The organism is Oceanicola sp. D3 (genome assembly GCF_006351965.1).
Classification (GTDB): domain Bacteria; phylum Pseudomonadota; class Alphaproteobacteria; order Rhodobacterales; family Rhodobacteraceae; genus Vannielia.
This window is the reverse complement of the sequence record NZ_CP040932.1, coordinates 1,641,250-1,662,637: the sequence shown is the minus strand read 5'-3', so window position 1 is coordinate 1,662,637 and position 21,388 is coordinate 1,641,250. Positions and strand designations below refer to the sequence as shown.

Sequence of the window (21,388 nt, the reverse complement as noted above, 5' to 3'; positions counted from 1 at the left end):
CTAGCTGCGCGGCGTGCAGCGGCGGACCATCCGATCAAGGCTGCCGGTTACCCCGCGCGCGGCAAACTCGAAGCGGGTTCCGAACGGGTCCACCACGGTGAACTTGGCGTTGCGGTCGGCGCGCTCCAGCGCGACCAGCCGGTTGAGCACCGCCTTGGCATCGCTCACATCCTCGACCTGCAGGTAGAACTGTGGCGAGGGGAAGGTGTTTTTCATCACAAACTCGCGGCCCGCGATGTTGAGCTTGGCCAAGCCACCCGGCGGCACCCGGCGCGGGGCGATGAACTCGGGGAAGATGCCGCGCCCGTCGCGGGCATCATAGAGCGAAAACTGCGTGCGCCCGCCCCGGCCCGTGCCGCAGGTGCCATCGACGCAGCTGACAACCTGACATGCGGCATAGCTCGCCCCCACACCCCGCTGGGTGTAAAAAAGCCAAGCGCCCAACCTGTCGATAAGGGTGAATTCAGCACGTGCGGGCTGCGGCAACAGCAGACCAAGCAATACGACAAAAAGGCAGGCGGCAGACTTAAACCGCAAAGCAATTCCTGAAAAAGGCATTTCGTTTTCTGACCTGTGGCAGCAAATCCCAACCAGCCTAGCCGCAAGGCCAAGCTGTGTCACGAGTGGGATTTCTTGCGGGGGTGGACCGGTGCTTTTTCGCCTGCCCGGGGGCCGGGGGGCGCGGCATCGCCTGCCCTTGCACCTGCCCGCGATATAAGGCACCACGCAAAAGACAGATAACGCGCGACCCCGCGCCCCGGGGTGCGCGCCAGCGGCGAAGGCAAGTGCGATGAGCGACGAGGCAATGAAACCCACCGAAGAAATCTCGGTCCGCGAGGTGTTCGGGATCGACAGCAACATGGTGGTGAAGGGTTTCGCCGAGGCGACAGACCGGGTGCCCGAGGTCGACAGCACCTACAAGTTTGACCCCGACACCACGCTCGCCATTCTCGCCGGCTTCTCCCACAACCGCCGGGTGATGATTCAGGGCTACCACGGCACAGGCAAGTCGACCCATATCGAACAGGTCGCCGCCCGCCTCAACTGGCCCGCCGTGCGTGTGAACCTCGACAGCCACATCAGCCGGATCGACCTGATCGGCAAGGATGCGATCAAGCTGCGCGACGGCAAGCAGGTGACCGAGTTTCACGAGGGCATCCTGCCCTGGGCGCTGCGCAACCCGGTGGCCATTGTCTTTGACGAGTATGACGCCGGCCGCGCCGACGTGATGTTCGTCATCCAGCGGGTTCTGGAACATGACGGCAAGCTCACCCTGCTCGACCAGAACGAGATCATCACGCCCAACAAGTATTTCCGCCTCTTCGCCACGTCGAACACCGTCGGCCTGGGCGATACCACCGGCCTCTACCACGGCACCCAGCAGATCAACCAGGCGCAGATGGACCGCTGGAACCTCGTCGCCACGCTGAACTACCTCAGCCATGACGCCGAAACCGCGATCGTTCTGGCCAAGTCGCCCCATTACAACACCGAAAAGGGCCGCAAGCAGATTTCCCAGATGGTGACGGTCGCCGACCTCACCCGGACGGCCTTCATGAACGGCGATCTCTCCACGGTGATGAGCCCGCGCACGGTGATCAACTGGGCCCAGAACGCCGAGATCTTCCGCAACATCGGCTATGCCTTCCGCCTGACCTTCCTGAACAAATGCGACGAACTGGAGCGCCAGACGGTGGCCGAGTTCTACCAGCGCTGCTTTGACGAAGAGCTGCCGGAGAGCGCTGTTTCGATGGCGATGTAATGCTGCGGGGCCTTACCGCCCTTGCTTTCGTGGCCCTCCTTGCCACGCCGCTGTCTGCTTGGCCCGCCAGCCCCACGGAACGCCTCGCCTGCGCGGCACATTTCGCAGCCCGCGCTCACTGGCTCACCGGGATGGACAAGAACCCGGTGACGGCATCGCTGATGCAGCGCCGAAGCGACATGCTTTTCGAGTCAGTGCGGCAGTTGGGATCGGTTGATTGGGGCATCCTTCGTGGCAGCCCCTCGCACAATGAGGCGTTGCGCGCGCGACTGGCGGAGTTCACCCACTACGTGCTGATCGGCTTTGCAAAGCGCGGAGAGGCCCGGCTTTGCATGGACGACCCGGCCTGCGTGAAATGCCTGCAAATTCTGCGGTTCCTCTAAGCCGCGCCACGCGCGCCGAGAAATGACGCAGCGCCACGCTGCTTCGGCCCCGCATCTAACCCCCAATTAACCTTGCCGTGCCAGGCTTCCCCCAAGGGCAGAGCCGTCGACACACACGATAAAGTTCTCAAACTGCCCGTTTGACAGGCGCACCCAAAGGCGCAATGGTCACTTCATGGGCAGAAAAAGAACAATGGCCCTCGCAGGGCTTCTGGCAGTTCTCTCCACATCGGCGCGCGCCGAACCGCTGGAGATGCAATTCGCCGCCTGCACCGGGCGCTTCTCCGCACTGATGGAGCACCAATGGCTCATCCCCACACCGGAGGTCGACACAACGACCCGCCGCCGCGCCGCGATGATCTCGCTGCTGGAGGCGGTGATGCCGGCAGGCCGGGGCCGCGAGGTGCTGGCCCGCCGGATCGAGGCCAAGCACGCCCAGGCGGTGCTGCTCACCCGCGCCACCTTCAACGACGACGCGGAAGATGCCCAATGGGCCGCCACCCGGGCCGAAGCCGAGATCGCCAGCTGCGCCGCGCTCTTGACGGGCTGAGGCGAGGCGGGGCCTGATGCGCCTATGCGCCACGCCCTCCTGATCCTCGCCCTGATTGCTGCCCCCGCCAGCGCCCATGACCTGTCAGAACATGACGATCTGCCCTATCTCGCTGCCGATTGCGCGGGATACTGGCGCGGGGTCGCTCGCGAGGGCGACACAGGCGACCCGATGGCCGCCGACCTCTCGGCCATGTATCTCGCCGCCGCCAAGGATCTCGCCCCGGCCCTTTCGCGCGACATCGACTACATCGCCGAAACCGCAACCACGCGTGCACGGCAGATGATCAGGGACGCCGCCAGCATCACCAGCGCCAAACGGCTGCTGCGCGAGCAGGAACAGTTTTGCCAGAACGTGGGCCTTGCCCTGCCCGCCAAATGGGGCTTCCACTAACGCGAAACGGGGGCCGCAAAGCCCCCGTCCCTGTTCATTTTCTTGCTGCAAATATTCCCGGGGGGTGTGGGGGGCTGGCCCCCCACTAAAGGTCGCGGTGTGGGGCGCTGGCCCCCCACTGAAGGTCGCGGTGTGGGGGGCTGCCCCCACTCCAACGCCGCGGCGATCAGGCCTCCCGCGCAACCTTCGTCGCATTGGCCCACCATGCCATATCGTCAAACAGGGCATCGGCAGAACCACCAATCACGTCTTCGATGGCTTCCATCTCGGCATTCTCGCCCATCGGAGAAACCTTCATGAAGCTGCCCGCGGCGATGTGCACGGCATTGCGCACCGGCACCATCTGAAGTTCCACGCCGATCCCGCGCAGGTGCTCCACCGCGCGGGCTGCACCAAGGCCGCCATAGCCCAGTGCACCCATCGGCTTGCGGACCCACTCCTTATAGGCTTGGTCCAGCGCGTTCTTCAGGGAGCCGGTGAGGGAGTGGTTGTATTCGGCGGTGACAAAGATGTAGCCGTCGAATTCGGCGATCTTCTCCTGCCAGGCAATTGCCGCCGGGTCTTCGGAAGGCATCCACAGGTTGGAGGCTTTCTCGTTGAAGAGCGGCAGATCGAAGTCTTTGAGGTCCACCAGCTCCACGTCGAAGTCGTCGCGCTGTTGTGCGCGCTCCAGCAGCCATTTGGCGGGCTTTTCGCCAAAGCGTGCGTCGCGGGTGGAGCCGATGATGATGGCAATCTTGGGGGTGGTCATGGGTGCCTCCTTAGGTCGGGCGGTGTCTGGGTCTGATGTCTATTTATTTACCAACCAACCCAGCAATCAACGGGGAGTTCCGTGCGAAATTGCACAAGGCGCAACTCCGCTTCGCGCGGCTCTTGCGCAAGGCGCTGCCCGGTGGTTTACCGATCCCATGGCTAAACCGACCGATAACCCGGCAGACCCGTTCAAGAAGGCCCTCGCAGAGGCCACCAAGGTCATGGCCGATGATCCCGAGCTGGGCGTCACCTATTCGGTGGACCCGCCGGGCACCACTGGCGACGGGCTGCGCCTGCCGCAGGTTTCCCGCCGGATGAGCGCCGAAGAGGTGCTGCTGGCCCGGGGCACCGCCGATGCGCTGGCGCTGCGTCACAAGTATCACGATGAGGGCACCGCCGCCCGCTATGCGCCGCAGGGCCAGCTGGCGCGCGATATCTACGCGGCGATGGAAACCGCCCGCTGCGAGGCGGTGGGCGCCCGCGTCATGCCCGGCACGGCCAAGAACATCGACGCCAAGATCGGCGCCGAGGCCGACCGGCGCGGCTATGGCAACCTCACCACCATGTCCGAGGCCCCGCTGGCCGAGGCGGCGGGCTACCTGGTGCGCAACCTCGCCACCGGGCGGCAGTTGCCCGACAGCGCCCAGAACGTGCTCGACCTCTGGCGCGATCACCTTGAGGGATCAGCCGCGGGCACGCTGGATGACCTTCAGGATGTGCTGGCCGATCAGCAGGCCTTTGCGCGCTTCACCCGGCAGGTGATCGAAGATCTCGGCTATGGCGACCAGCTCGGCGACGACCCGGACATGGAGGATGACGACGCCGAGGGCGATGAGGCCGAGCAGGACGAGGAAGAGGCCGACAGCACCGGGCAGGACGACAGCCAGGAAGACGAGGAGACCGAGGCCAACCCCGAGCAGGACCAGGAGCAGACGGACGATCCCTCCGAGGCCACCGTCAGCATGGATGACATGGCCGAAACCGAGGAGGGCGAAGAGGCCGAGATGCCTGAGGGCGAGGCCCCGCTGGAGCCCCCGCCCCCTGCCCCCGCCTCCGAGGCCGACCCGAACTACACCGTCTACGACGGCACCTTTGACGAGGAGATCCCCGCCGAAGAGCTGGCCCAGCCTGCCGAGCTGGAGCGGCTGCGCGACTATCTCGACCAGCAGCTCGAGCCACTGAAGGGCGCGGTGAGCCGCCTTGCCAACAAGCTGCAACGCCGCCTTCAGGCGCAACAGAACCGCTCTTGGGAGTTCGACCGCGAGGAAGGCATCCTCGACGCGGGCCGCCTCGCCCGCGTGGTTGCCAACCCGACGACGCCGCTCAGCTTCAAGGTCGAGAAGGACACCGAATTCCGCGACACCGTGGTGACGCTGCTGCTCGACAACTCGGGCTCCATGCGCGGCCGCCCGATCAGCATTGCCGCGATCTGCGCAGATGTGCTGGCGCGCACTCTTGAGCGCTGCCAGGTGAAGGTCGAGATCCTCGGCTTCACCACCCGCGCCTGGAAGGGTGGGCAGGCGCGCGAGAAATGGCTGGCCGAGGGCCGCCCGCAAACCCCGGGCCGCCTGAACGACCTGCGCCACATCATCTACAAGAGCGCCGACGCCCCGTGGCGCCGCGCCCGCGCCAACCTTGGCCTGATGATGAAAGAGGGCTTGCTGAAGGAAAACATCGACGGCGAGGCGCTGGAATGGGCGCACCGCCGCATGGCGGGCCGCCGCGAGGTGAGGAAGATTCTCATGGTCATTTCGGATGGCGCCCCGGTGGATGATTCCACCCTCTCGGTGAACCCGGCGAACTACCTCGAAAAGCACCTGCGTGACGTGATCGCGATGATCGAGAAGCGCCGCGCCGTGGAGCTTCTGGCCATCGGCATCGGCCATGACGTGACCCGCTATTACGACCGTGCGGTCACCATCACCGATGTCGAGCAGCTTGCCGGTGCGATGACCGAGCAACTGGCCTCGCTGTTTGATTCCGACCCGAGGGCGCGCGCGCGGGTGATGGGGATGAAGAAGGCGAGTTGAACCGTAGGGTGGGCAATCTGCCCACCTTCCGCGCGGTGGGCAGATTGCCCACCCTACGAGGATTTCTCATGTTTCAAACCTTCGACGCCCCCACCAATCCCGCTGATGGCCCGCCCCGCCTGAAGGCCCTGCGCGCGCGGCTTGCCGCCGAGGGCCTTACCGGCTTCCTCGTGCCCCGCGCCGACCGGCATCAGGGCGAATACGTGGCGCATTGCGACGAGCGGCTGGCTTGGCTTACCGGCTTTTCCGGCTCCGCAGGCTTTGCCGCCGTGCTGCCCGACATTGCCGGCGTCTTCATCGACGGGCGCTATCGGGTGCAGGTGAAGGCGCAGGTCGACACCGCCCATTTCACCCCCGTCCCTTGGCCCGAAACCCGGCTGGCCGATTGGCTGATCGCACAGGCCCCGGCAGGCGCGCGGATCGGGTTTGATCCGTGGTTGCATAGCGTCAAGGAAGTGGCCGGACTGGAAAAGGCGCTGACGGCCAAGGGTCTTGCACTGGTGCCGGTGGAGGCCAACCCGGTGGATGCCATCTGGGACGACCGCCCGGCAGAACCCTCCGAGCCGATCCTCCCTCACCCGCTTCAATTTGCCGGTGAGAGCAGCGCCGACAAACGCGCGCGGCTCGGGGCGGACCTGGCCAAGGCGAAGGTGGGCGCGGCGGTGCTTACCCTGCCGGATTCGGTCTGCTGGCTCTTGAACATCCGCGGCTCCGACATCGCCCGCAACCCGATTGCACGGGTGAACGCCGTGCTGGAAGCCTCTGGCAAGGTTGATCTTTTCTGCGACCCGGCACAGGCCGAAGGGCTGGAGCTTTGGCCTGACGTGGCGGTGCTGCCGCGCGAGAGCTTCGCCGCCGCGCTGGCCGAACTGGGCGGGCGCGTGCAGATTGACCCGGAAAGCGCGCCCGAGGCGGTGGCCGCGATTCTGCGCGGCAAGGCAGAGGTGGTGGAGGGGCCAGACCCTTGCCTGCTGCCGAAGGCCAAGAAGAACACCGCCGAGCTGGACGGGATGCGCGCGGCGCATCTGCGCGATGCGGTGGCGATGGTGAAGTTTCTCGCATGGCTGGATGATGAGGCCGAGAACGGCGGGCTGACCGAGATTTCGGTGGTGGAGCGTCTGGAAGGCTTCCGCCGCGAGGCCAATGAGCTGCGGGAGATCAGCTTTGACACCATCAGCGGCGCCGGGCCGAACGGCGCCATCGTGCACTACCGCGTGACCCATGAGACCAACCGCCCGGTGAAGCCCGGCGAACTGCTGCTGGTGGACTCCGGCGGGCAATATCTTGACGGCACCACCGATATCACCCGCACCGTCACCGTCGGCCCCCCGCCAGAGGGCGCGGCAGAGGCCTTCACCCGCGTGCTGCAGGGCATGATCGCCGTGTCGCGGCTGGTCTGGCCGCGCGGCCGTGCCGGGCGCGATCTGGAGGCGGTGGCCCGCTATCCGCTGTGGGTGGTGGGCAAGGATTTTGACCACGGCACCGGCCACGGCGTGGGCGCTTACCTCAGCGTGCATGAGGGGCCGCAGCGGCTGAGCCGGGTCTCCGAGGTGCCGCTGGAGCCGGGGATGATCCTCTCCAACGAGCCGGGATATTACCGCGAGGGAGAGTGGGGCATCCGCATCGAAAACCTTGTTGCCGTCGAAGAGGCCCCGCCCATGCCGGATGGCGATGGCCGCGACATGCTGGCCTTCCAGACCCTTACCTATGTGCCGATTGACCGGCACCTGATCGAGGTAGAGATGCTCTCGCGCGCGGAACGCGAATGGATTGACGGCTATCACCGCTCCGTCTGGGCGCTGATCTCAGACCGGGTGAGCGGCGAGGTGAAGGACTGGCTCCGGCAGGCCTGCGCTGCGCTATAGCAGCGCGGGGCACCCCATGACATTTACCTGTCATGCGTTCCACCTATATAACCCCACCAAAGAACATAACAGGAGGTGAGGGATGGCCGACCATATCAAGATACGCAACGCGGATGGAACCTGGGTGGTGCGGGCCGGCGGCGCCGTGCTGGGCGAGAGCGCAAATGCCCTTGAGCTGACCGAGGGTGACATGCCCTTTGTCATCTATTTCCCCCGCACTGATATCGCCATGGCCTTCCTCGACAAGTCCGAAACCGTCACCCACTGCCCGCATAAGGGCGATGCGCAGCACTACGACATCGAGATCAAGTCGGGCACGATCCGGGATGCGGCATGGTCTTACGAAGATCCGAAGGCCGGGATGGAGCGGATCGAGGGCTACCTCGCCTTCTATGCCGAGAAGGTGACCGTGGAGCAGGTTTGAGCCTCCCGGCCCTTGCCGCCGGGCTGAACCGTAACACCAGTGGGGGCGCTGCCCCCACACCCCCGGGATTTTCGCAGGACCAATGAGGAGGCGGAACAGCCCTCCCCTCATTGGTCCGGAAAATATCCCCGCCGGAGGCTTCAAATCTCTTTTGGCCCGCCCTCTCAGCTATGTTCCTCGGCCGCCGTTTCGGCCAGTGCGCGGTTGTAGGCCCGCAGCGCGTCGAGGTGGAACAGCGCCCCCATCAGCTCTCCCTTGCCGCCGTCGCCCACTGGCGCGACCACGGGGATGAAGCTGTGGCCGCTGGTTTCAAACATCGGCAGGGCTGTTTCCAGCGTGGTGTCTGGGGCGAGCATGATGCCCGACGAGATCATCTCTTCGCAGGTGTCGCGCGAGGCGGCGCGGGGGCTGTCGACGCCGCGCATCACCGCTGCGGCGGAGTGCACCGAGAGCAGGTAGGCCTGTGGCCCGGCGGCCATGCGGATGCCCCGGCGCTCCAGTTGGGTGAGGAAGAAGCTGCGGTCGACAAGGCGGGAGGAGATGGCGGTGGAAAGCGAGACGGCGACCATCACCGCGAGGCCGGTCTGCCAGTCGCCCGTCAGTTCGAAAACGATGAGTGTGGTGGAAATCGGCGCGCCCAGCACCGCGGCCGCCAGCGCCCCCATGCCCGCCAGCGCGTAGAGCGTTGGTGTGCCGGAGACCTCGGGAAACACCCCGGTAGCCACCACCCCGAAGGCCAGCCCGGTGAGCGCACCCACCATAAGCGAGGGCGAGAACATGCCGCCACCCATCCGCCCGGCCATGGTGATGGCCACGGCGGCGACCTTCAGCACGACGAAAACGATTGCCTCGCGAAACACCAACTCGCCGGTGAGCGCGGCGGAGGTCGTTTCGTAGCCGACGCCGATGATATGCGGATAGAAAATCGCCAGCCCGCCCAGCAGCGCCCCGGCCATCGCCGGGCGCAGAAAGCGCGGCAGGCGGGTGGCCTGCATGACGCCGTTGCCGATGGAATCGGCCAGAAACACCGCCCGCATCAGCACCACGGCCACCAGCCCGCAGGTGATGCCGAGCAACAGGAAGGCCGGCAGCTCGACGTAAAAGCTCAGCACCCCGTCGCCGCCGAGGGTAAACTCGGCCACATCGCCGAAGAAGGAGCGGCTCACCACTGTGCCCGCGACCGAAGCGATGACGATGGGGGCGAAGGCGTGCACCGCGAAATGCCGCAGCACCACCTCCAGCGCGAAGAGCGCCCCGGCGATGGGTGCGTTGAAGGAGGCAGAGACAGCGGCGGCCACGGCGCAGCCCATCAGGTCGCGCCCGGTGACCCCATTGGCGTTGATCCGCTCGCTGACCCAGGAGGAAATGACAGCGGCAAGGTGCACCACCGGCCCCTCACGGCCCGTCGAGCCGCCCGAGGAGAGTGTGATGAGCGAGGCCAGCGCCGAGGCGAGGCCAGCGCGTTGCTCCACCCGGCCCCGGTTGAGCGCGGCGCCGTGGATCACATCGGCCACCGAGCGCACCCGCGCACCGGGCGCGAAGCGATCGAGGATCACCCCCACCGCCAGCCCGCCGAGGATGGGCAGCGCCAGCACCCACCACCAGGGCAGAGAGGCGGCGAAAGAGTGGATCAGCCGGGTGTCATCGGTGCCGTAGAGCGCGCCTTGCAGCCAGTCGATCCCGAGGCGGAAGAGGCAGGCGGCATAGCCAGAGGCGACCCCGAGGGCCAGCGCGATGAACCAGAATTGCACCTGGCTTGGCCCGCGCTGGCGCAGGATGCGGATCAGCGTATCGGCCACCTCGCGCAGCTCGGACAGGCGTTGGCGCAGCGGCCCTGCCGCCTTCGCTTCGCTCCCCTGCCCTTCGCTCTCGCTCACCCACGCCCCCGTTCTGCCGCACCGGGCCCTGCACGCGTGCCGCTCTTCCCCGGGCGGCCCGTATCGCCTAGGGTGGCGTCCGGTGTAGCGCGAGGAGGAGTGATGCCTTTCAACGAGGCGCAGACCGGCCTTAGGGCCGTTCTAGGCGATCGGCTGAGCCGCTCCAAGAGTGATCTGGAGCAGCACGGCCGAAGTGAGACGCATTTTCCGCTGACCCCGCCCGAGGCCGTGGCCTATCCGGAGAGCACCGCGGAGGTGGCGCAGATCGTGAAGGCCTGCGCCGCGGCCCATTGCCCGGTGGTGGGCTGGGGCGCGGGCACCTCGCTGGAGGGGCACGGGCTGGCGGTGCAGGGCGGCGTAGCGGTGGACTTCAGCCGCATGGACAAGGTGCTGGAGGTGCGCCCCGAAGACATGGTGGCCGTGGTTCAGCCCGGCGTGACCCGCGAGGCGCTGAACCATGAGCTACGGGCCACGGGCCTGTTCTTTCCGGTCGATCCGGGGGCCAATGCCACGCTGGGCGGCATGGCCGGCACGCGGGCCAGCGGCACCACCGCCGTGCGCTACGGCACAATGGCCGAGAACGTGCTGGCGCTGGAGGTGGTGCTGGCCAGCGGCGAGGTGATCCGCACCGGCTCGGGCGCACGCAAGGCCTCCAATGGGTATGACCTGACCCGGCTGATGGTTGGCTCGGAGGGCACGCTGGGGCTGATCACCGAGTTGACGCTCAAGCTGCAGGGCCAGCCCGAAGCCACGGCGGCGGCCACCTGCGCCTTCGAAAAGATCGGCGACGCGGTGGATTGCGTGATCGCCACCATCCAGGCCGGGCTGCCGATGGCGCGAATCGAATTTGTCGACGGCCCTACGGTTGAGGCGGTAAATGCCTACTCAGGCGCGGATTTCCCTGCGAGCCCTCACCTTCTGGTAGAGTTCCACGGCTCGGAGACGTCAGTTGCCGCCGACGCGCAGTTTTTTGGCGAACTTGTGAATGACATGAACGGCCACAGCTTTCGGTGGGCCGAGCGAGCCGAAGACCGCACCGCGCTCTGGCACATGCGCCACCACGCCTATTGGGCAATCCTCGCCAGCCGCAAAGGCTCTACGGCGATTGTGACCGACATGTGCGTGCCGATCTCGCGGCTCGCAGATGCGGTGGAGGCCACGGCGACTGACATCGAAGCAGCCGGGTTGGAGGGGCCGATTCTGGGCCATGTGGGGGACGGTAACTTTCATGCCATCCTGTTGATCGACAAGGACAATCCGCAGCACTGGCAGAAGGCCAAACACATTGCCGATACCATGGCCGAGCGCGCCCTCGCCTTTGGCGGCACGATCACCGGCGAGCATGGGGTGGGCATGGGGAAGCTGCACATGATGGAGGCCGAGCACGGGGCTGCTTGGGGGCTGATGGCCGAGCTGAAGGCGGCGCTCGACCCGCTCGATATTCTCAATCCGGGGAAGGTCGTCCGACCGCGCGACACCACAGGAAACACACCGTTTCCAGTGTGAATTAACCATGCGGTAGCTAAGGCACTAGATTATAAAGACATTAAGACTAAATTGTGTCTAGTTGAAATTGGGATGTGTCACTCATGACTATCAAATCACTTACCACCGCTGCCGCCCTTGGGCTGAGCGCGATCTTCACCGCTCAGTCGGCCGATGCCAGGCTTGTTATTCACTGCAATCGCGGTCCGATTCCGTCGAACCCGATGATCAACGGCCACTACGATAACTTCGTCGCCAGCTTGATGGAGAACTTCGTGATGACCGAGCAGGAAGCAGAGCGCATTGCCAAGCAGGTTTGCGGCAACATGGGCGCCGTGGGCGACCTCGACTATCTCGTCGATCTCACCTTCGAAGCCACGGCTCCTTACGAGCGCCGCTAAAGCGGAGCGCTCGGCCCAGCCAAGAGACCTCTCCGGGGCAACGCCAAGTGGCCCCGGTTTCGTCTAAATTTGGGCAAAATTTTAAGACAGGTTGCGGAGAGTGAAGCCTAGAACGGGCTTCGCACCCCATTTTCCCATGTGTCGTCGTACAACCGCCGGAGCCTGTCATGAAACGTCATACCCTTCCGATCGCCGCCCTCGCGCTTGCCCTCACCGCCGTTTCGGCCTCCGCCGCCGGTGTGAAGATTTCCTGCGCCCGTGGCCCGCTGCCCAAGGTCTCGCTGATCAACGGCCCGAAACCGATCTTCGTCAAGAGCATCCAAGCCAATTACGCCGTGAGCCACGAAGAGGCGAAGGCTGCTGCGGCTTACGTGTGCGCCGATATGGCTGCCGTGGGCAATGCCGAGCTTCTGCGCGCCCGGACCCGCGCCGCGCTGGCCAACTACCGCCGCCGCTGAGGTTGCTGCGGGGCCATGCGCCCCGCGCTGCCCACCCGAGTTACCCGGCCAATAGGGCCCGTGCTGCGGCGCGGGCCTCTTCTGTTACGGTCTCGCCTGCCAGCATCCGCGCCAGCTCATCCACCCGCGCGGGCGCATCGAGCGGCGTGACGGTTGAGAGCGTTTGGCCCTTCGCCACCGACTTCTCCACCCGCCAGTGATGCGCGCCCATGGCGGCCACCTGCGGGCTGTGGGTGACGACAAGCACCTGCCCCGATGCCGCCAGCCCGGCAAGGCGGCGGCCCACGGCATCTGCAGTGGCCCCGCCCACGCCCCTGTCGATCTCGTCAAAGATCATCGTCAGGCCGGTGGTGTGGCGGGTCAGGCAAACCTTCAGCGCCAGCAAGAACCGGCTGAGCTCGCCGCCCGAGGCAATCTTGTTCAGCGGTCCGGCCGGGGCGCCCGGGTTTGTGGCCACGGTAAAGGTGACGGAATCGGCGCCCTCCGGCCCGGGCTCGGCGGGCTCGATCACGGTGGAAAACACCGCGCGCTCCATCTTCAGCGGCGCAAGCTCTGCGCTCATCGCCTTGTCGAGCTTGGCCGCGGCCTTGGAGCGCGCCTCGGTCAGCCGTCCGGCGGCGGCCTCGAAGGCGGCCTCGGCCTCGCGCGCCTCCTTCTCCAGCGCGGCAATTCCGCCCTCGCCCGCATCCAGCGTTTCCAGCTTGGCGACCAGGTCGGCGGTGAGCGCGGCCAGATCGTCGGGGGCAACGCCGTGCTTGCGGGCCAACCCACGAATGGCAAAGAGCCGCTCTTCGGTGGCCTCCAGCTCACGCGGATCGTGGCTGAGCGCATCCAGCGCCTCGCCCACGCCCTGCTCGGCCTCCCCCAGCGCATCCACCGCGCGAGAGAGCGCCTCCAGCGCGCCATCCAGATGGCCCTCGGCGGCTTCAGCGGCCCCGTCGAGCCAGCGCGTGGCATCCGAGAGCATGCCCTCTGCGCCGGATGGCCCGAGCGCCTGATGCGCTTTCTCGATATCTTCGCGGATGCGCCCGGCGGCCTGCATCTGGCGGCGGCGGGTGTCCAGCTCGGCCTCCTCGCCGGGCTGCGGATCGAGCGCGGAGAGCTCGCCTGCCGCGTGGCGCAAGAACTCCTCCTCCGCCGCCAGCGCCGCCTGCGCCGCGCGGGCCTGCTCCAGTGCCTGCACCGCTTCGCGGCGGGCGCGCCATGCGGCGCGGGTGGGGGCCAGATCGACGCCAGCAAACTCATCGAGCAGCGCCCGGTGGCCGCGCGGGTTGAGCAGGCCGCGATCATCCTGCTGGCCGTGCAACTCAACCAGCACATCCGAGAGCGCCCGCAGCACCTCGCCGGAGACGCGCCTGTCGTTCACCCAAGCGGTTTTGCGGCCATCGGCGGTGTTGACCCGGCGCAGGATCAGTTCATCGCTTGCCGGCAGGCCCGCCTCCTCAAGCACGGCACGGGCGGCATGGCCCGGCTCCAGCGCAAACTCGGCCACCACCTCGCCCTGCTCGGCCCCGGCGCGCACCAGCTCGGCACGGCCACGCCAGCCCAGCACAAAGCCAAGCGCATCCAGCAGGATGGACTTGCCCGCCCCGGTCTCGCCGGTGAGCACATTGAGGCCGGGCGCGAAGCTGAGTTCGAGCCGGTCGATAATGAGCAAATCGCGTATGTCGAGCCCGCGCAGCATGGGCTGTTTTTACCCCCCGTGGCCGGTTAGAGCCACTCGCCCTTAACCATCTGGCGATAGATCTTCCGCAGCCAGTTGTCGCCCTTGGCCTGGGCCTGAAGGTTGCGGCGGGCCAGCAGAGTGTAGGTATCGTCATACCACTCGGAGGAGCGGTAGTTATAGGCAAGGATCGCCCCCGCCGTCTGCGCCTCGGCGGTCAGCCCAAGCGAAAGATAGGCCTCCACCAGACGGTGCAGCGCCTCGGGGGTTTGCGTGGTGGTCTGGAACTCCTCAACCACCACCCGGAAGCGGTTGATGGCCGCAAGATGGTGGCCGCGCCGCAGGTAGTACCGGCCGATCTCCATTTCCTTCGCCGCAAGGTGGTCGAAGGCGAGATCGAACTTGAGGATCGCGGAAGAGGCATATTCGCTGTCAGGATACTTCTCGATCACTTCGCGCAGCGCCTGAAGCGCCTGGAAGGTGAGGCCCTGATCGCGGCCAACCTCGTCGATCTGGTCATAGTAGGACAGCGCGAGGAGATATTGCGCGTAGGCGGCATCATCCTCGGCGGGGTAAAAATCGAGATAGCGCTGCGCGGTGGCGCGGCTGTTCTCATAGTCGCGAGCACGGTGGAAGGCGAAGGCCTGCATGATCAGCGCACGCTTGGCCCAGACCGAATAGGGATAGAGCCGCTCGACCTCGGAGAAGGTCTCGGCGGCATCCTCGGGCTTGCCGGTCTCAAGCGTGTATTCGCCCTGCTTGTAAATCTGTTCGGGGGTCAGGTCTTCAAGACTCTTGTCGGTCCTGGCCTGAAACGCGCCACAGCTCGACAGCAGAAGCACAAGCGCCACCGTCCCTGCCAGCCCTGCTCGCCCTTTCTGCGCCGCCATTCTTGCCTAACCCCGTGACTTTATTGCCCGCATAGCCCGTGGCCTGCGGAGATTACGAGGGGTGTAGCACAAGAAATTGCGGTGCAAAATGGCTTTGGCGCACATCGGATGTTCAAAAGCCTCGGCGGGGCCGGGTTGCAACGGGGTGGCCGGGCTCAGGCGACAAGCCGCAGGTCGCGGCTCTTGAGGCCGGTGCCGGGCAGCTGGCGGGCCATATCGCCGTCGCAGGTCACGATCTCAAAGGCCGAAGGGTCGGCAAAGAGCGCGTGAAGCAGGGCATTGGTCAGCGCGTGGCCAGCGCGGCGGCCGGTGTAGCGTGCCAGCAGCGGATGGCCGGCAAGGGCCAGATCGCCAAGCGCGTCGAGCATCTTGTGGCGCACCGGCTCGTCGCTGTGGCGCAGGCCACCGGGCGACAAGACCTTTTCGCCTTCGACCACAACCGCGTTTTCATAGGTGCCGCCAAGCGCCTTGCCCTCGGCGCGCATCGCCTCGACATCGGCGGCGCGGCAGAAGGTGCGGCTGTCGCAGAGCTCGCGAACGAAGGCACCGTTGGCCATGTTCATCGAGCGGGTCTGCGCGCCGATCGCGGCATCTTCAAAGTCGATCCCGAAGTCGATGTGCAGGCTGTCGTCCGAAGGCTCGAGCCGGGCCACAGCGTCGCCGCGGCGCACTTCAACGGGCTTGAGTACGCGGATCGCGCGGATCGGAGCGTCCAGCACGCGCAGGCCAGCCTTGAGGATGGCGCCGACGAAGGGCGCCGCGGAGCCATCGAGGATCGGCACTTCGGGGCCGGAAACCTCGATCAGCGCGTTGTGCACGCCGCAGCCCGCGAGCGCGGCCATCACGTGCTCTACCGTCGAGAGAGACACGCCGTCATCATTGGTCAGAAGGGTGCAGAGCGGGCTTTCCACCACCGCGTCCCAGCGGGCAGGCAGAAAGGCGTCGCCCTTCACAGCATCGGTGCGGCGGAACCAGATACCCTGGTCAGCCATCGCCGGCTTCAGCGTGATCCGCGCGGGGCGGCCTGAATGCAGGCCCACGCCCGAAAGCGTCACGTTTTTGTTCAGCGTCGTTTGCACCAAATGCCTCTTCGAGACTGCCTCAATTCCTGTCCCCAAGCACAATCGGCCCGGTTGCAAGGGAGATAGGCGGCTGGGCCGTGAGCCTCAACTCAATCTTTGCAACGGTCTGTAACATGGGCGGCGGAGGGTGTGGCGAGACTGTGCCGACAGCATGAAGCCCTGCCCTCAACCTCCTGCCCCACAACAAAAAAAGGGCCGGTCTCCCGGCCCTTTTTTTGACTGTATATCGTGACCCGGATCAGTTGGCCTGACGCCGCAGGAAGGCCGGAATTTCGATCCGCTCCTGCTCGGGATCCACCTCTTCCTCATGGTCGAGCTGCGGCTGGCGGTAGGCCGGGCGCTGCTGTTGGGCGGCGGCGGAGCTGACCGGCGGCTCGCGGTGTGCGGGCTGCTGGGGCTGGCCTTCGCTGCCATGTCCGGCCATCCGGGTGATCAGCGAGCCGATGCCGAAGCGGGCCTTGTGATCGGCGGCAGCGGCGGGCTGCTGACCCTGCGGCTCGGGAGCCGGTGCGGCGGCGGCAGGGCGCTGCTGGGGCTGGGCCTCGGCAGCGGGCTGACCGGCACCGGGCACCTTGCGCACGGCCTGATGCAGACGGGCAAGAGCCTCTGCCGACGGCGTGCCGGGTGCGCGGGCAACCTCGGGCTGCGGCGCGTAGTCGGCGGCAGGCTCGGCGGCTTCCAGCGGCTCGGCTTCAGCGGCGGGGCGGTAGGCCGGCGGCGGAAGATCGTCGCTGGCGGGGGCTTCTGCCTCTTCACGGGCCGGGGCGCGGAAGGCGGGGAAGAGCGAGGGCTCTTCCGCCTCGGCCTGCGGCGCGGGGGCCGGTTGCGGCTGACGCTCGGCAGAGGCCGGGCGGGCACCGGTGATCGAAACCTGCGGCGCAGCTGCGGGCGCGGCGGCCACGGGGGCCTCTTCAACCGGGCGCGGCGCGGCGGCGGGGGCTTCGGACTCGTCCTGCGCGGAGGGCTGAGCGAGCGGTGCGGCCATCGAGCGGCGCGGCACCGGAATTTCGCGCTCTTCGTCCATCACGTCGATGCCGGTGGCAACGACCGACACGCGCATGAAGCCTTCCAGCGAGGTGTCGAGCGTGGAGCCGACGATGATGTTGGCGTCGCTGTCCACCTTCTCGCGGATCTCGTTGGCGGCCTCGTCCAGTTCAAACAGGGTAAGGTCATGCCCGCCGGTGATGTTGATCAGCACGCCCTTGGCGCCGTTCAGGCTGATTTCGTCGAGCAGCGGGTTGGCGATGGCCTTCTGCGCGGCCTGCTTGGCGCGATCTTCGCCCTCGGCCTCGCCGGTGCCCATCATCGCCTTGCCCATCTCGTCCATCACCGCGCGGACGTCGGCGAAGTCGAGGTTGATCAGGCCGGGGCGAACCATCAGGTCGGTCACACCTTTGACGCCTTGGTAGAGAACGTCATCGGCCAGCGCGAAGGCTTCGGTGAAGGTGGTTTTCTCGTTCGCCAGCCGGAACAGGTTCTGGTTGGGGATGATGATCAGCGTGTCGACGACCTTTTGCAGGGCTTCAACGCCCTCCTCGGCCTGGCGCATCCGCTTGCCGCCTTCAAACTGGAACGGCTTGGTGACAACGCCCACGGTGAGCACGCCCAGCTCGCGGGCGGCCTGTGCGATGATCGGAGCAGCGCCGGTGCCGGTGCCGCCGCCCATGCCGGCGGTGATGAAGCACATATGTGCGCCTGCCAGATGGTCGATGATTTCTTCAATGGTCTCTTCGGCAGCAGCGGCGCCCACGGAGGGCCGCGCCCCGGCACCAAGGCCCTCGGTCGCCTTCACACCCATCTGGATGCGGGCCGCCGCGGCAGATTGCTGAAGCGCCTGCGCATCGGTGTTGGCCACCACGAACTCGACCCCGTCGAGCTCTTTTTCGATCATGTTGTTGACCGCGTTGCCCCCTGCCCCGCCGACACCGAACACGGTGATTCGCGGCTTGAGGTCCAATTCGGTTGGCATGGTGAGATTCAAAGTCATCTGATTTCCGCCTGTCTCTTTTTTGTTCAAGTCCCCGGGCGAGCCACTGACGGCGCCCCACCGCCTAAAATGACTCGAAATTTAAGGCACTTTATCGCTTTGGCCGCGATGCGTCACCCGAAAAACGCAAAAATGCCACAATTTGTAGTGGATTTCCTCCGGCCCTTCGGCGGGATTTTGCGTATGCCACTTCATATTGGGGTCACCAGTTATCGCGGAACCATTTCATTGCCCGTTTTAGCGATCGGGCCGGGTAGGTTTCGGCGGGAATGTCGAAGTCCCACCACTCGTCTTGCGGGTGCGCCGAATAGAGGCAAAGCCCCACCGCCGCCGAGAAGGCTGGGCCGGTGGCGGCCTGTGGCAGGCCCTGCACCCTCAGCGGGCGGCCAAGGCGCACCTGCTGGCCCAGAATGCGCGAAGCCAGCTCATCGAGGCCAAGGATCTGAGAGCCACCGCCGGTGAGCACGATGTTCTGCGAGGGCAGATGGTCAAACCCGGCGGCATCGAGGCGCACGCGCACCTCCTCCAGAATTTCCTCCACCCGGGGCCGCATTATGCCGATCAGCTCGCTGCGGGATACGGCGCGCTGGTCGTGGTCCCAATCGCCGGTATCGCCGCCCAGCGGGATCATCTCGCGGTCGTCCATGCCGGTGGCCACCACGCCGCCGTGGCGGGTTTTGATCCACTCGGCTTTCTGCGGGCTGACCTGAAGCCCCTGCGAGATGTCGCGGGTGATATGGTCACCGCCGAGCCGCACGCTATCGGCATAGATCATGTGCTTCTTGATGAAGACAGAAAGCGTGGTGGCACCGCCGCCCATGTCGATGCAGGCCGAGCCAAGCTCTTGCTCGTCTTCCACCAGCGCCGAAAGGCCGCTGACATAGGCGCTGGAGGCCAGCCCCGCCAGCTCAAGGTCGCAGCGTTTGATGCAATAGAGCAGGTTCTGCACCACCGATGTTTCGATGGTCAGCAGGTGCATGTCGGCGGCCAGCCGGTTGCCGATCTGGCCGCGCGGGTCCATCAGGCCAGAGCGGTGGTCGATGGCAAAGTTCACCGGATGGGCGTGCAGCGCCTGCCGCCCTGCCCCGAAATCGGGCACCACGCAGGAGGCCAGCACACGCGCCACATCCTGCTCGCTCACCACGCTGTCGGCCAGCTCGATCGCGCCATCCAGCCCGTAGCTGCGCGGGCGCGCCCCAGCGAAGGCGGCAATCACGTGATCCACCCGCACCCCGGCCATCTTTTGCGCCGCCTGTACCGCCGTGCGAATCGCCCGCTCGGTCTCTTGCATGGCGTCGATCTCGCCAAAGCTCACACCGCGCGAGCGGGTGGTGGCCGCGCCGATCACCCGGAAGCTGGATTGCCCGGCGAGGCTGCCCACCCCGTCGCTCTCGCGAAACCGGCCCGGCCCGTCAAACCGCAGCACGAGGCAGGCGATCTTGCTGGTGCCCACGTCGAGAATGGCGATGACCCCACGGTCCATCGCCTGTTTGCGCATCCGCCGCATGGCGCGCTGATTGTCATAGAGATCGGTCATCAGCCGTTCGAGCCTCCGATTTCGAGCGATTTGATCCGGCGGAACTCTTCCACCGCTCCGGGGGCCATCCGAAGGGTCGGACGGCCAGGAATGCGCATGTCGATGACAGCAAGGTCGCGGCCCAGCATGTCTTCGGCCTCATCTAGGGCAATCACCCGCTCCAGCGCGGCAACGGGGCCAGCCTCGGGCAGTTGGATCACCTGATCCCGGTCCAGCACCACATCCCAGCGGCGCTCGCCCCGGCGGATCAACCCGCGCAGACGGCCCGCCAGCGGCAGGGCGGCGGCATAGATGGCACGGGCCTCGGCCACGGCGGCGGGCGTATCGGCCCCACGTCCTACCACCAGCGGCAGATCGGGGCGCAGCCCGCGCGAGATCAGTGGCGCGACACGGTGGCCGGTTTCATCGAGCAACAGCAGCGAGCCATCGCGCTTGCGCCAGACCAGCGCCGGGATGCGCTCTTCGACCTCGACCAGCAGCACACCACCGGGGCGGATGCGCACATGGACGCCAGCCACGGCATCGAGCGCCTCAACCGTCTCGCGGGTGGCATCAAGATCCATATCGAAGCTGGAAAGCGGAAATTCATAGGGCACCAGCGCGCGAATATCGCCCGCAAGCTCTTCGGAGGCGCCTTCGACGGCGAGCATCTTCACCATGAACTCGGGGCGCTCCTCCACCGAGCGGCGAGCATCGCTGATCAGGTCCGTCACCTGCGTGCGCCGGCCCTCGTCGGAGAAATACCACGTCACCGCCAGCGCCACGGCGGCCAGCGGCAGGCCCACGCGCAAGAGGCGGCGGTAGAAGGGCGTCAGCCAGAGCCGCTCCAGCCGGTAGGCCACGCGCGAGGGCGCGGGGTCACGCCGGGGGGCATCGGCGGGGCGTTTCAGCGACCGCATGAGGCATCCTCCACGATCCAGCGACAGAAGGCGCCAAAGGAATATCCGGCGTGCTCGGCATGTTCGGGGGTGAGCGAGGTGGGCGTCATCCCGGGCTGGGTGTTGGTTTCCAGCAGCACGAGACCGTCGACGCCCTTGGCCTCATCCCAGCGAAAATCGGTGCGCGAAATGCCCCGGCAGCCCAGCGCCCGATGCGCCGTCAGCGCGTGGGTACGGCAGGCCTCGGTGATTTCTGCGGGCACATCGGCGGGGCAGATGTGGCGCGAGCCGCCCTCGGCGTATTTCGCTTCGTAGTCATACCAGCCGTCGGTGAGGATCTCGGTCACGCCCAGCGCCTCATCGCCCATCACGGTGCAGGTCAGCTCCCGTCCCGGCGCGAAGGCCTCGACCATCAGCACCGCAGCGGAATCGTCGGCCAGCTTGGGCGGGCTGTTGGCATCCTCATGGACGATATAGATGCCCACCGAGGAGCCCTCGTTATAGGGCTTCACCACATAGGGCGGGGGCAGCACATGCGCCGCCTCGATCTCGTCGCGGTCCGCCAGCTTGCTGGCCACCACCGGCAGGCCGTGGGCCCGGTAGAGCGCCTTGGTGCGCTCCTTGTCGATGGCGGTGGAGGAGGCCAGCACGCCGGAGTGGGTGTAGGGAATGCCGAGCCATTCGAGCAGGCCCTGAATGCAGCCATCCTCGCCCCAACGGCCATGCAGCGCGTTGAACACCGCGTCAGGCGCCAGTGCCTTCAGCCGCTCGGCCACGTCATCCCCTGCGTCGATTTCGGTCACGTCGAAGCCCTCCGACCGGAGCGCCTTTGCGCATTCCCTGCCGGTGGAGAGCGAAACCTCACGTTCCGCAGATGGGCCGCCCATAAGGACAGCAACATTCTGGACTGTCCTGCTCGACATGTCCGCCTCTGCCATCGGGCGATGGTTTTTGCGCGTGGTATTCGCGC

General features: G+C 66.3%; 20 protein-coding genes. 10 read left to right on the top strand and 10 right to left on the bottom strand.

The features are described from left to right. Positions 1 to 501, bottom strand: a complete 501-nt coding sequence (locus FHY55_RS08425) for a hypothetical protein (RefSeq protein ID WP_140013762.1) — start codon at positions 499 to 501, stop codon at positions 1 to 3. 289 nt (positions 502 to 790) lie between these two features. On the opposite strand from FHY55_RS08425, the gene cobS reads away from it, so the two are divergent. From cobS to FHY55_RS08405, 4 genes are all read left to right on the top strand, one after another. Then, on the top strand, positions 791 to 1,762 hold the full coding sequence (cobS, locus tag FHY55_RS08420) for a cobaltochelatase subunit CobS (protein ID WP_140013761.1): 972 nt from the start codon (positions 791 to 793) through the stop codon (positions 1,760 to 1,762). After that, positions 1,762 to 2,145: a hypothetical protein gene (locus FHY55_RS08415; protein WP_140013760.1), complete on the top strand. Its 384-nt coding sequence runs from the start codon at positions 1,762 to 1,764 to the stop codon at positions 2,143 to 2,145. Before cobS ends, FHY55_RS08415 begins: the two co-directional genes overlap by 1 nt. A 175-nt stretch (positions 2,146 to 2,320) precedes the next feature. After that, a complete protein-coding gene (locus FHY55_RS08410; protein WP_140013759.1) occupies positions 2,321 to 2,695 on the top strand; it encodes a hypothetical protein in 375 nt (124 codons plus the stop codon). Between the two features lie 24 nt (positions 2,696 to 2,719). Further along, on the top strand, positions 2,720 to 3,088 hold the full coding sequence (locus FHY55_RS08405; protein WP_140013758.1) for a hypothetical protein: 369 nt from the start codon (positions 2,720 to 2,722) through the stop codon (positions 3,086 to 3,088). Positions 3,089 to 3,254: 166 nt separating this feature from the next. On the opposite strand, the gene FHY55_RS08400 is transcribed toward FHY55_RS08405, so the two are convergent. After that, the gene (locus FHY55_RS08400) at positions 3,255 to 3,839 is read right to left on the bottom strand and encodes an NADPH-dependent FMN reductase (RefSeq protein WP_140013757.1); all 585 of its coding nucleotides are present in this window, start codon (positions 3,837 to 3,839) and stop codon (positions 3,255 to 3,257) included. Between the two features lie 157 nt (positions 3,840 to 3,996). Here FHY55_RS08400 and cobT point away from each other — a divergent pair, with 157 nt between their 5' ends. From cobT to FHY55_RS08385, 3 genes are all read left to right on the top strand, one after another. Further along, positions 3,997 to 5,871, top strand: a complete 1,875-nt coding sequence (cobT, locus tag FHY55_RS08395; RefSeq protein ID WP_140013756.1) for a cobaltochelatase subunit CobT — start codon at positions 3,997 to 3,999, stop codon at positions 5,869 to 5,871. A gap of 68 nt (positions 5,872 to 5,939) precedes the next feature. Further along, a complete protein-coding gene (locus FHY55_RS08390) occupies positions 5,940 to 7,736 on the top strand; it encodes an aminopeptidase P family protein (RefSeq protein ID WP_140013755.1) in 1,797 nt (598 codons plus the stop codon). A gap of 82 nt (positions 7,737 to 7,818) precedes the next feature. Beyond that, positions 7,819 to 8,160: a DUF427 domain-containing protein gene (locus FHY55_RS08385; RefSeq protein WP_140013754.1), complete on the top strand. Its 342-nt coding sequence runs from the start codon at positions 7,819 to 7,821 to the stop codon at positions 8,158 to 8,160. A 164-nt stretch (positions 8,161 to 8,324) separates the two neighbouring features. Here the strand turns inward: FHY55_RS08385 and FHY55_RS08380 are convergent, their stop codons facing one another. Beyond that, positions 8,325 to 9,989: a chloride channel protein gene (locus tag FHY55_RS08380; RefSeq protein ID WP_140016053.1), complete on the bottom strand. Its 1,665-nt coding sequence runs from the start codon at positions 9,987 to 9,989 to the stop codon at positions 8,325 to 8,327. Positions 9,990 to 10,139: 150 nt separating this feature from the next. On the opposite strand from FHY55_RS08380, the gene FHY55_RS08375 reads away from it, so the two are divergent. The 3 genes from FHY55_RS08375 to FHY55_RS08365 all read left to right on the top strand — a co-directional run bounded on the left by FHY55_RS08375 (position 10,140) and on the right by FHY55_RS08365 (position 12,381). Beyond that, entirely contained in the window at positions 10,140 to 11,543 is a 1,404-nt protein-coding gene (locus FHY55_RS08375; RefSeq protein ID WP_140013753.1) for an FAD-binding oxidoreductase, read from the top strand. Positions 11,544 to 11,626: 83 nt separating this feature from the next. Then, on the top strand, positions 11,627 to 11,923 hold the full coding sequence (locus tag FHY55_RS08370) for a hypothetical protein (RefSeq protein ID WP_140013752.1): 297 nt from the start codon (positions 11,627 to 11,629) through the stop codon (positions 11,921 to 11,923). 167 nt (positions 11,924 to 12,090) lie between these two features. Further along, complete coding sequence (locus tag FHY55_RS08365) at positions 12,091 to 12,381, top strand: hypothetical protein (RefSeq protein ID WP_140013751.1); 291 nt, start codon at positions 12,091 to 12,093, stop codon at positions 12,379 to 12,381. A gap of 40 nt (positions 12,382 to 12,421) precedes the next feature. Here FHY55_RS08365 and recN read toward each other — a convergent pair whose 3' ends face one another. The 7 genes from recN to FHY55_RS08330 all read right to left on the bottom strand — a co-directional run bounded on the left by recN (position 12,422) and on the right by FHY55_RS08330 (position 21,341). Beyond that, positions 12,422 to 14,065: a DNA repair protein RecN gene (gene recN, locus FHY55_RS08360; protein ID WP_140013750.1), complete on the bottom strand. Its 1,644-nt coding sequence runs from the start codon at positions 14,063 to 14,065 to the stop codon at positions 12,422 to 12,424. Between the two features lie 26 nt (positions 14,066 to 14,091). Further along, the gene (locus FHY55_RS08355; protein WP_140013749.1) at positions 14,092 to 14,934 is read right to left on the bottom strand and encodes an outer membrane protein assembly factor BamD; all 843 of its coding nucleotides are present in this window, start codon (positions 14,932 to 14,934) and stop codon (positions 14,092 to 14,094) included. 155 nt (positions 14,935 to 15,089) lie between these two features. Then, positions 15,090 to 16,013, bottom strand: a complete 924-nt coding sequence (gene lpxC / locus FHY55_RS08350; RefSeq protein WP_140013748.1) for a UDP-3-O-acyl-N-acetylglucosamine deacetylase — start codon at positions 16,011 to 16,013, stop codon at positions 15,090 to 15,092. A gap of 241 nt (positions 16,014 to 16,254) precedes the next feature. Continuing rightward, positions 16,255 to 18,003, bottom strand: coding sequence for a cell division protein FtsZ (ftsZ, locus tag FHY55_RS08345; protein WP_140013747.1), 1,749 nt, complete (start codon positions 18,001 to 18,003; stop codon positions 16,255 to 16,257). Between the two features lie 202 nt (positions 18,004 to 18,205). Next, positions 18,206 to 19,540, bottom strand: coding sequence for a cell division protein FtsA (gene ftsA / locus FHY55_RS08340; RefSeq protein ID WP_140013746.1), 1,335 nt, complete (start codon positions 19,538 to 19,540; stop codon positions 18,206 to 18,208). After that, positions 19,540 to 20,439: a cell division protein FtsQ/DivIB gene (locus tag FHY55_RS08335; RefSeq protein ID WP_140013745.1), complete on the bottom strand. Its 900-nt coding sequence runs from the start codon at positions 20,437 to 20,439 to the stop codon at positions 19,540 to 19,542. Before FHY55_RS08335 ends, ftsA begins: the two co-directional genes overlap by 1 nt. Then, positions 20,427 to 21,341, bottom strand: coding sequence for a D-alanine--D-alanine ligase (locus tag FHY55_RS08330; RefSeq protein WP_140013744.1), 915 nt, complete (start codon positions 21,339 to 21,341; stop codon positions 20,427 to 20,429). Before FHY55_RS08330 ends, FHY55_RS08335 begins: the two co-directional genes overlap by 13 nt. Between the last annotated feature and the right edge of the window lie 47 nt (positions 21,342 to 21,388).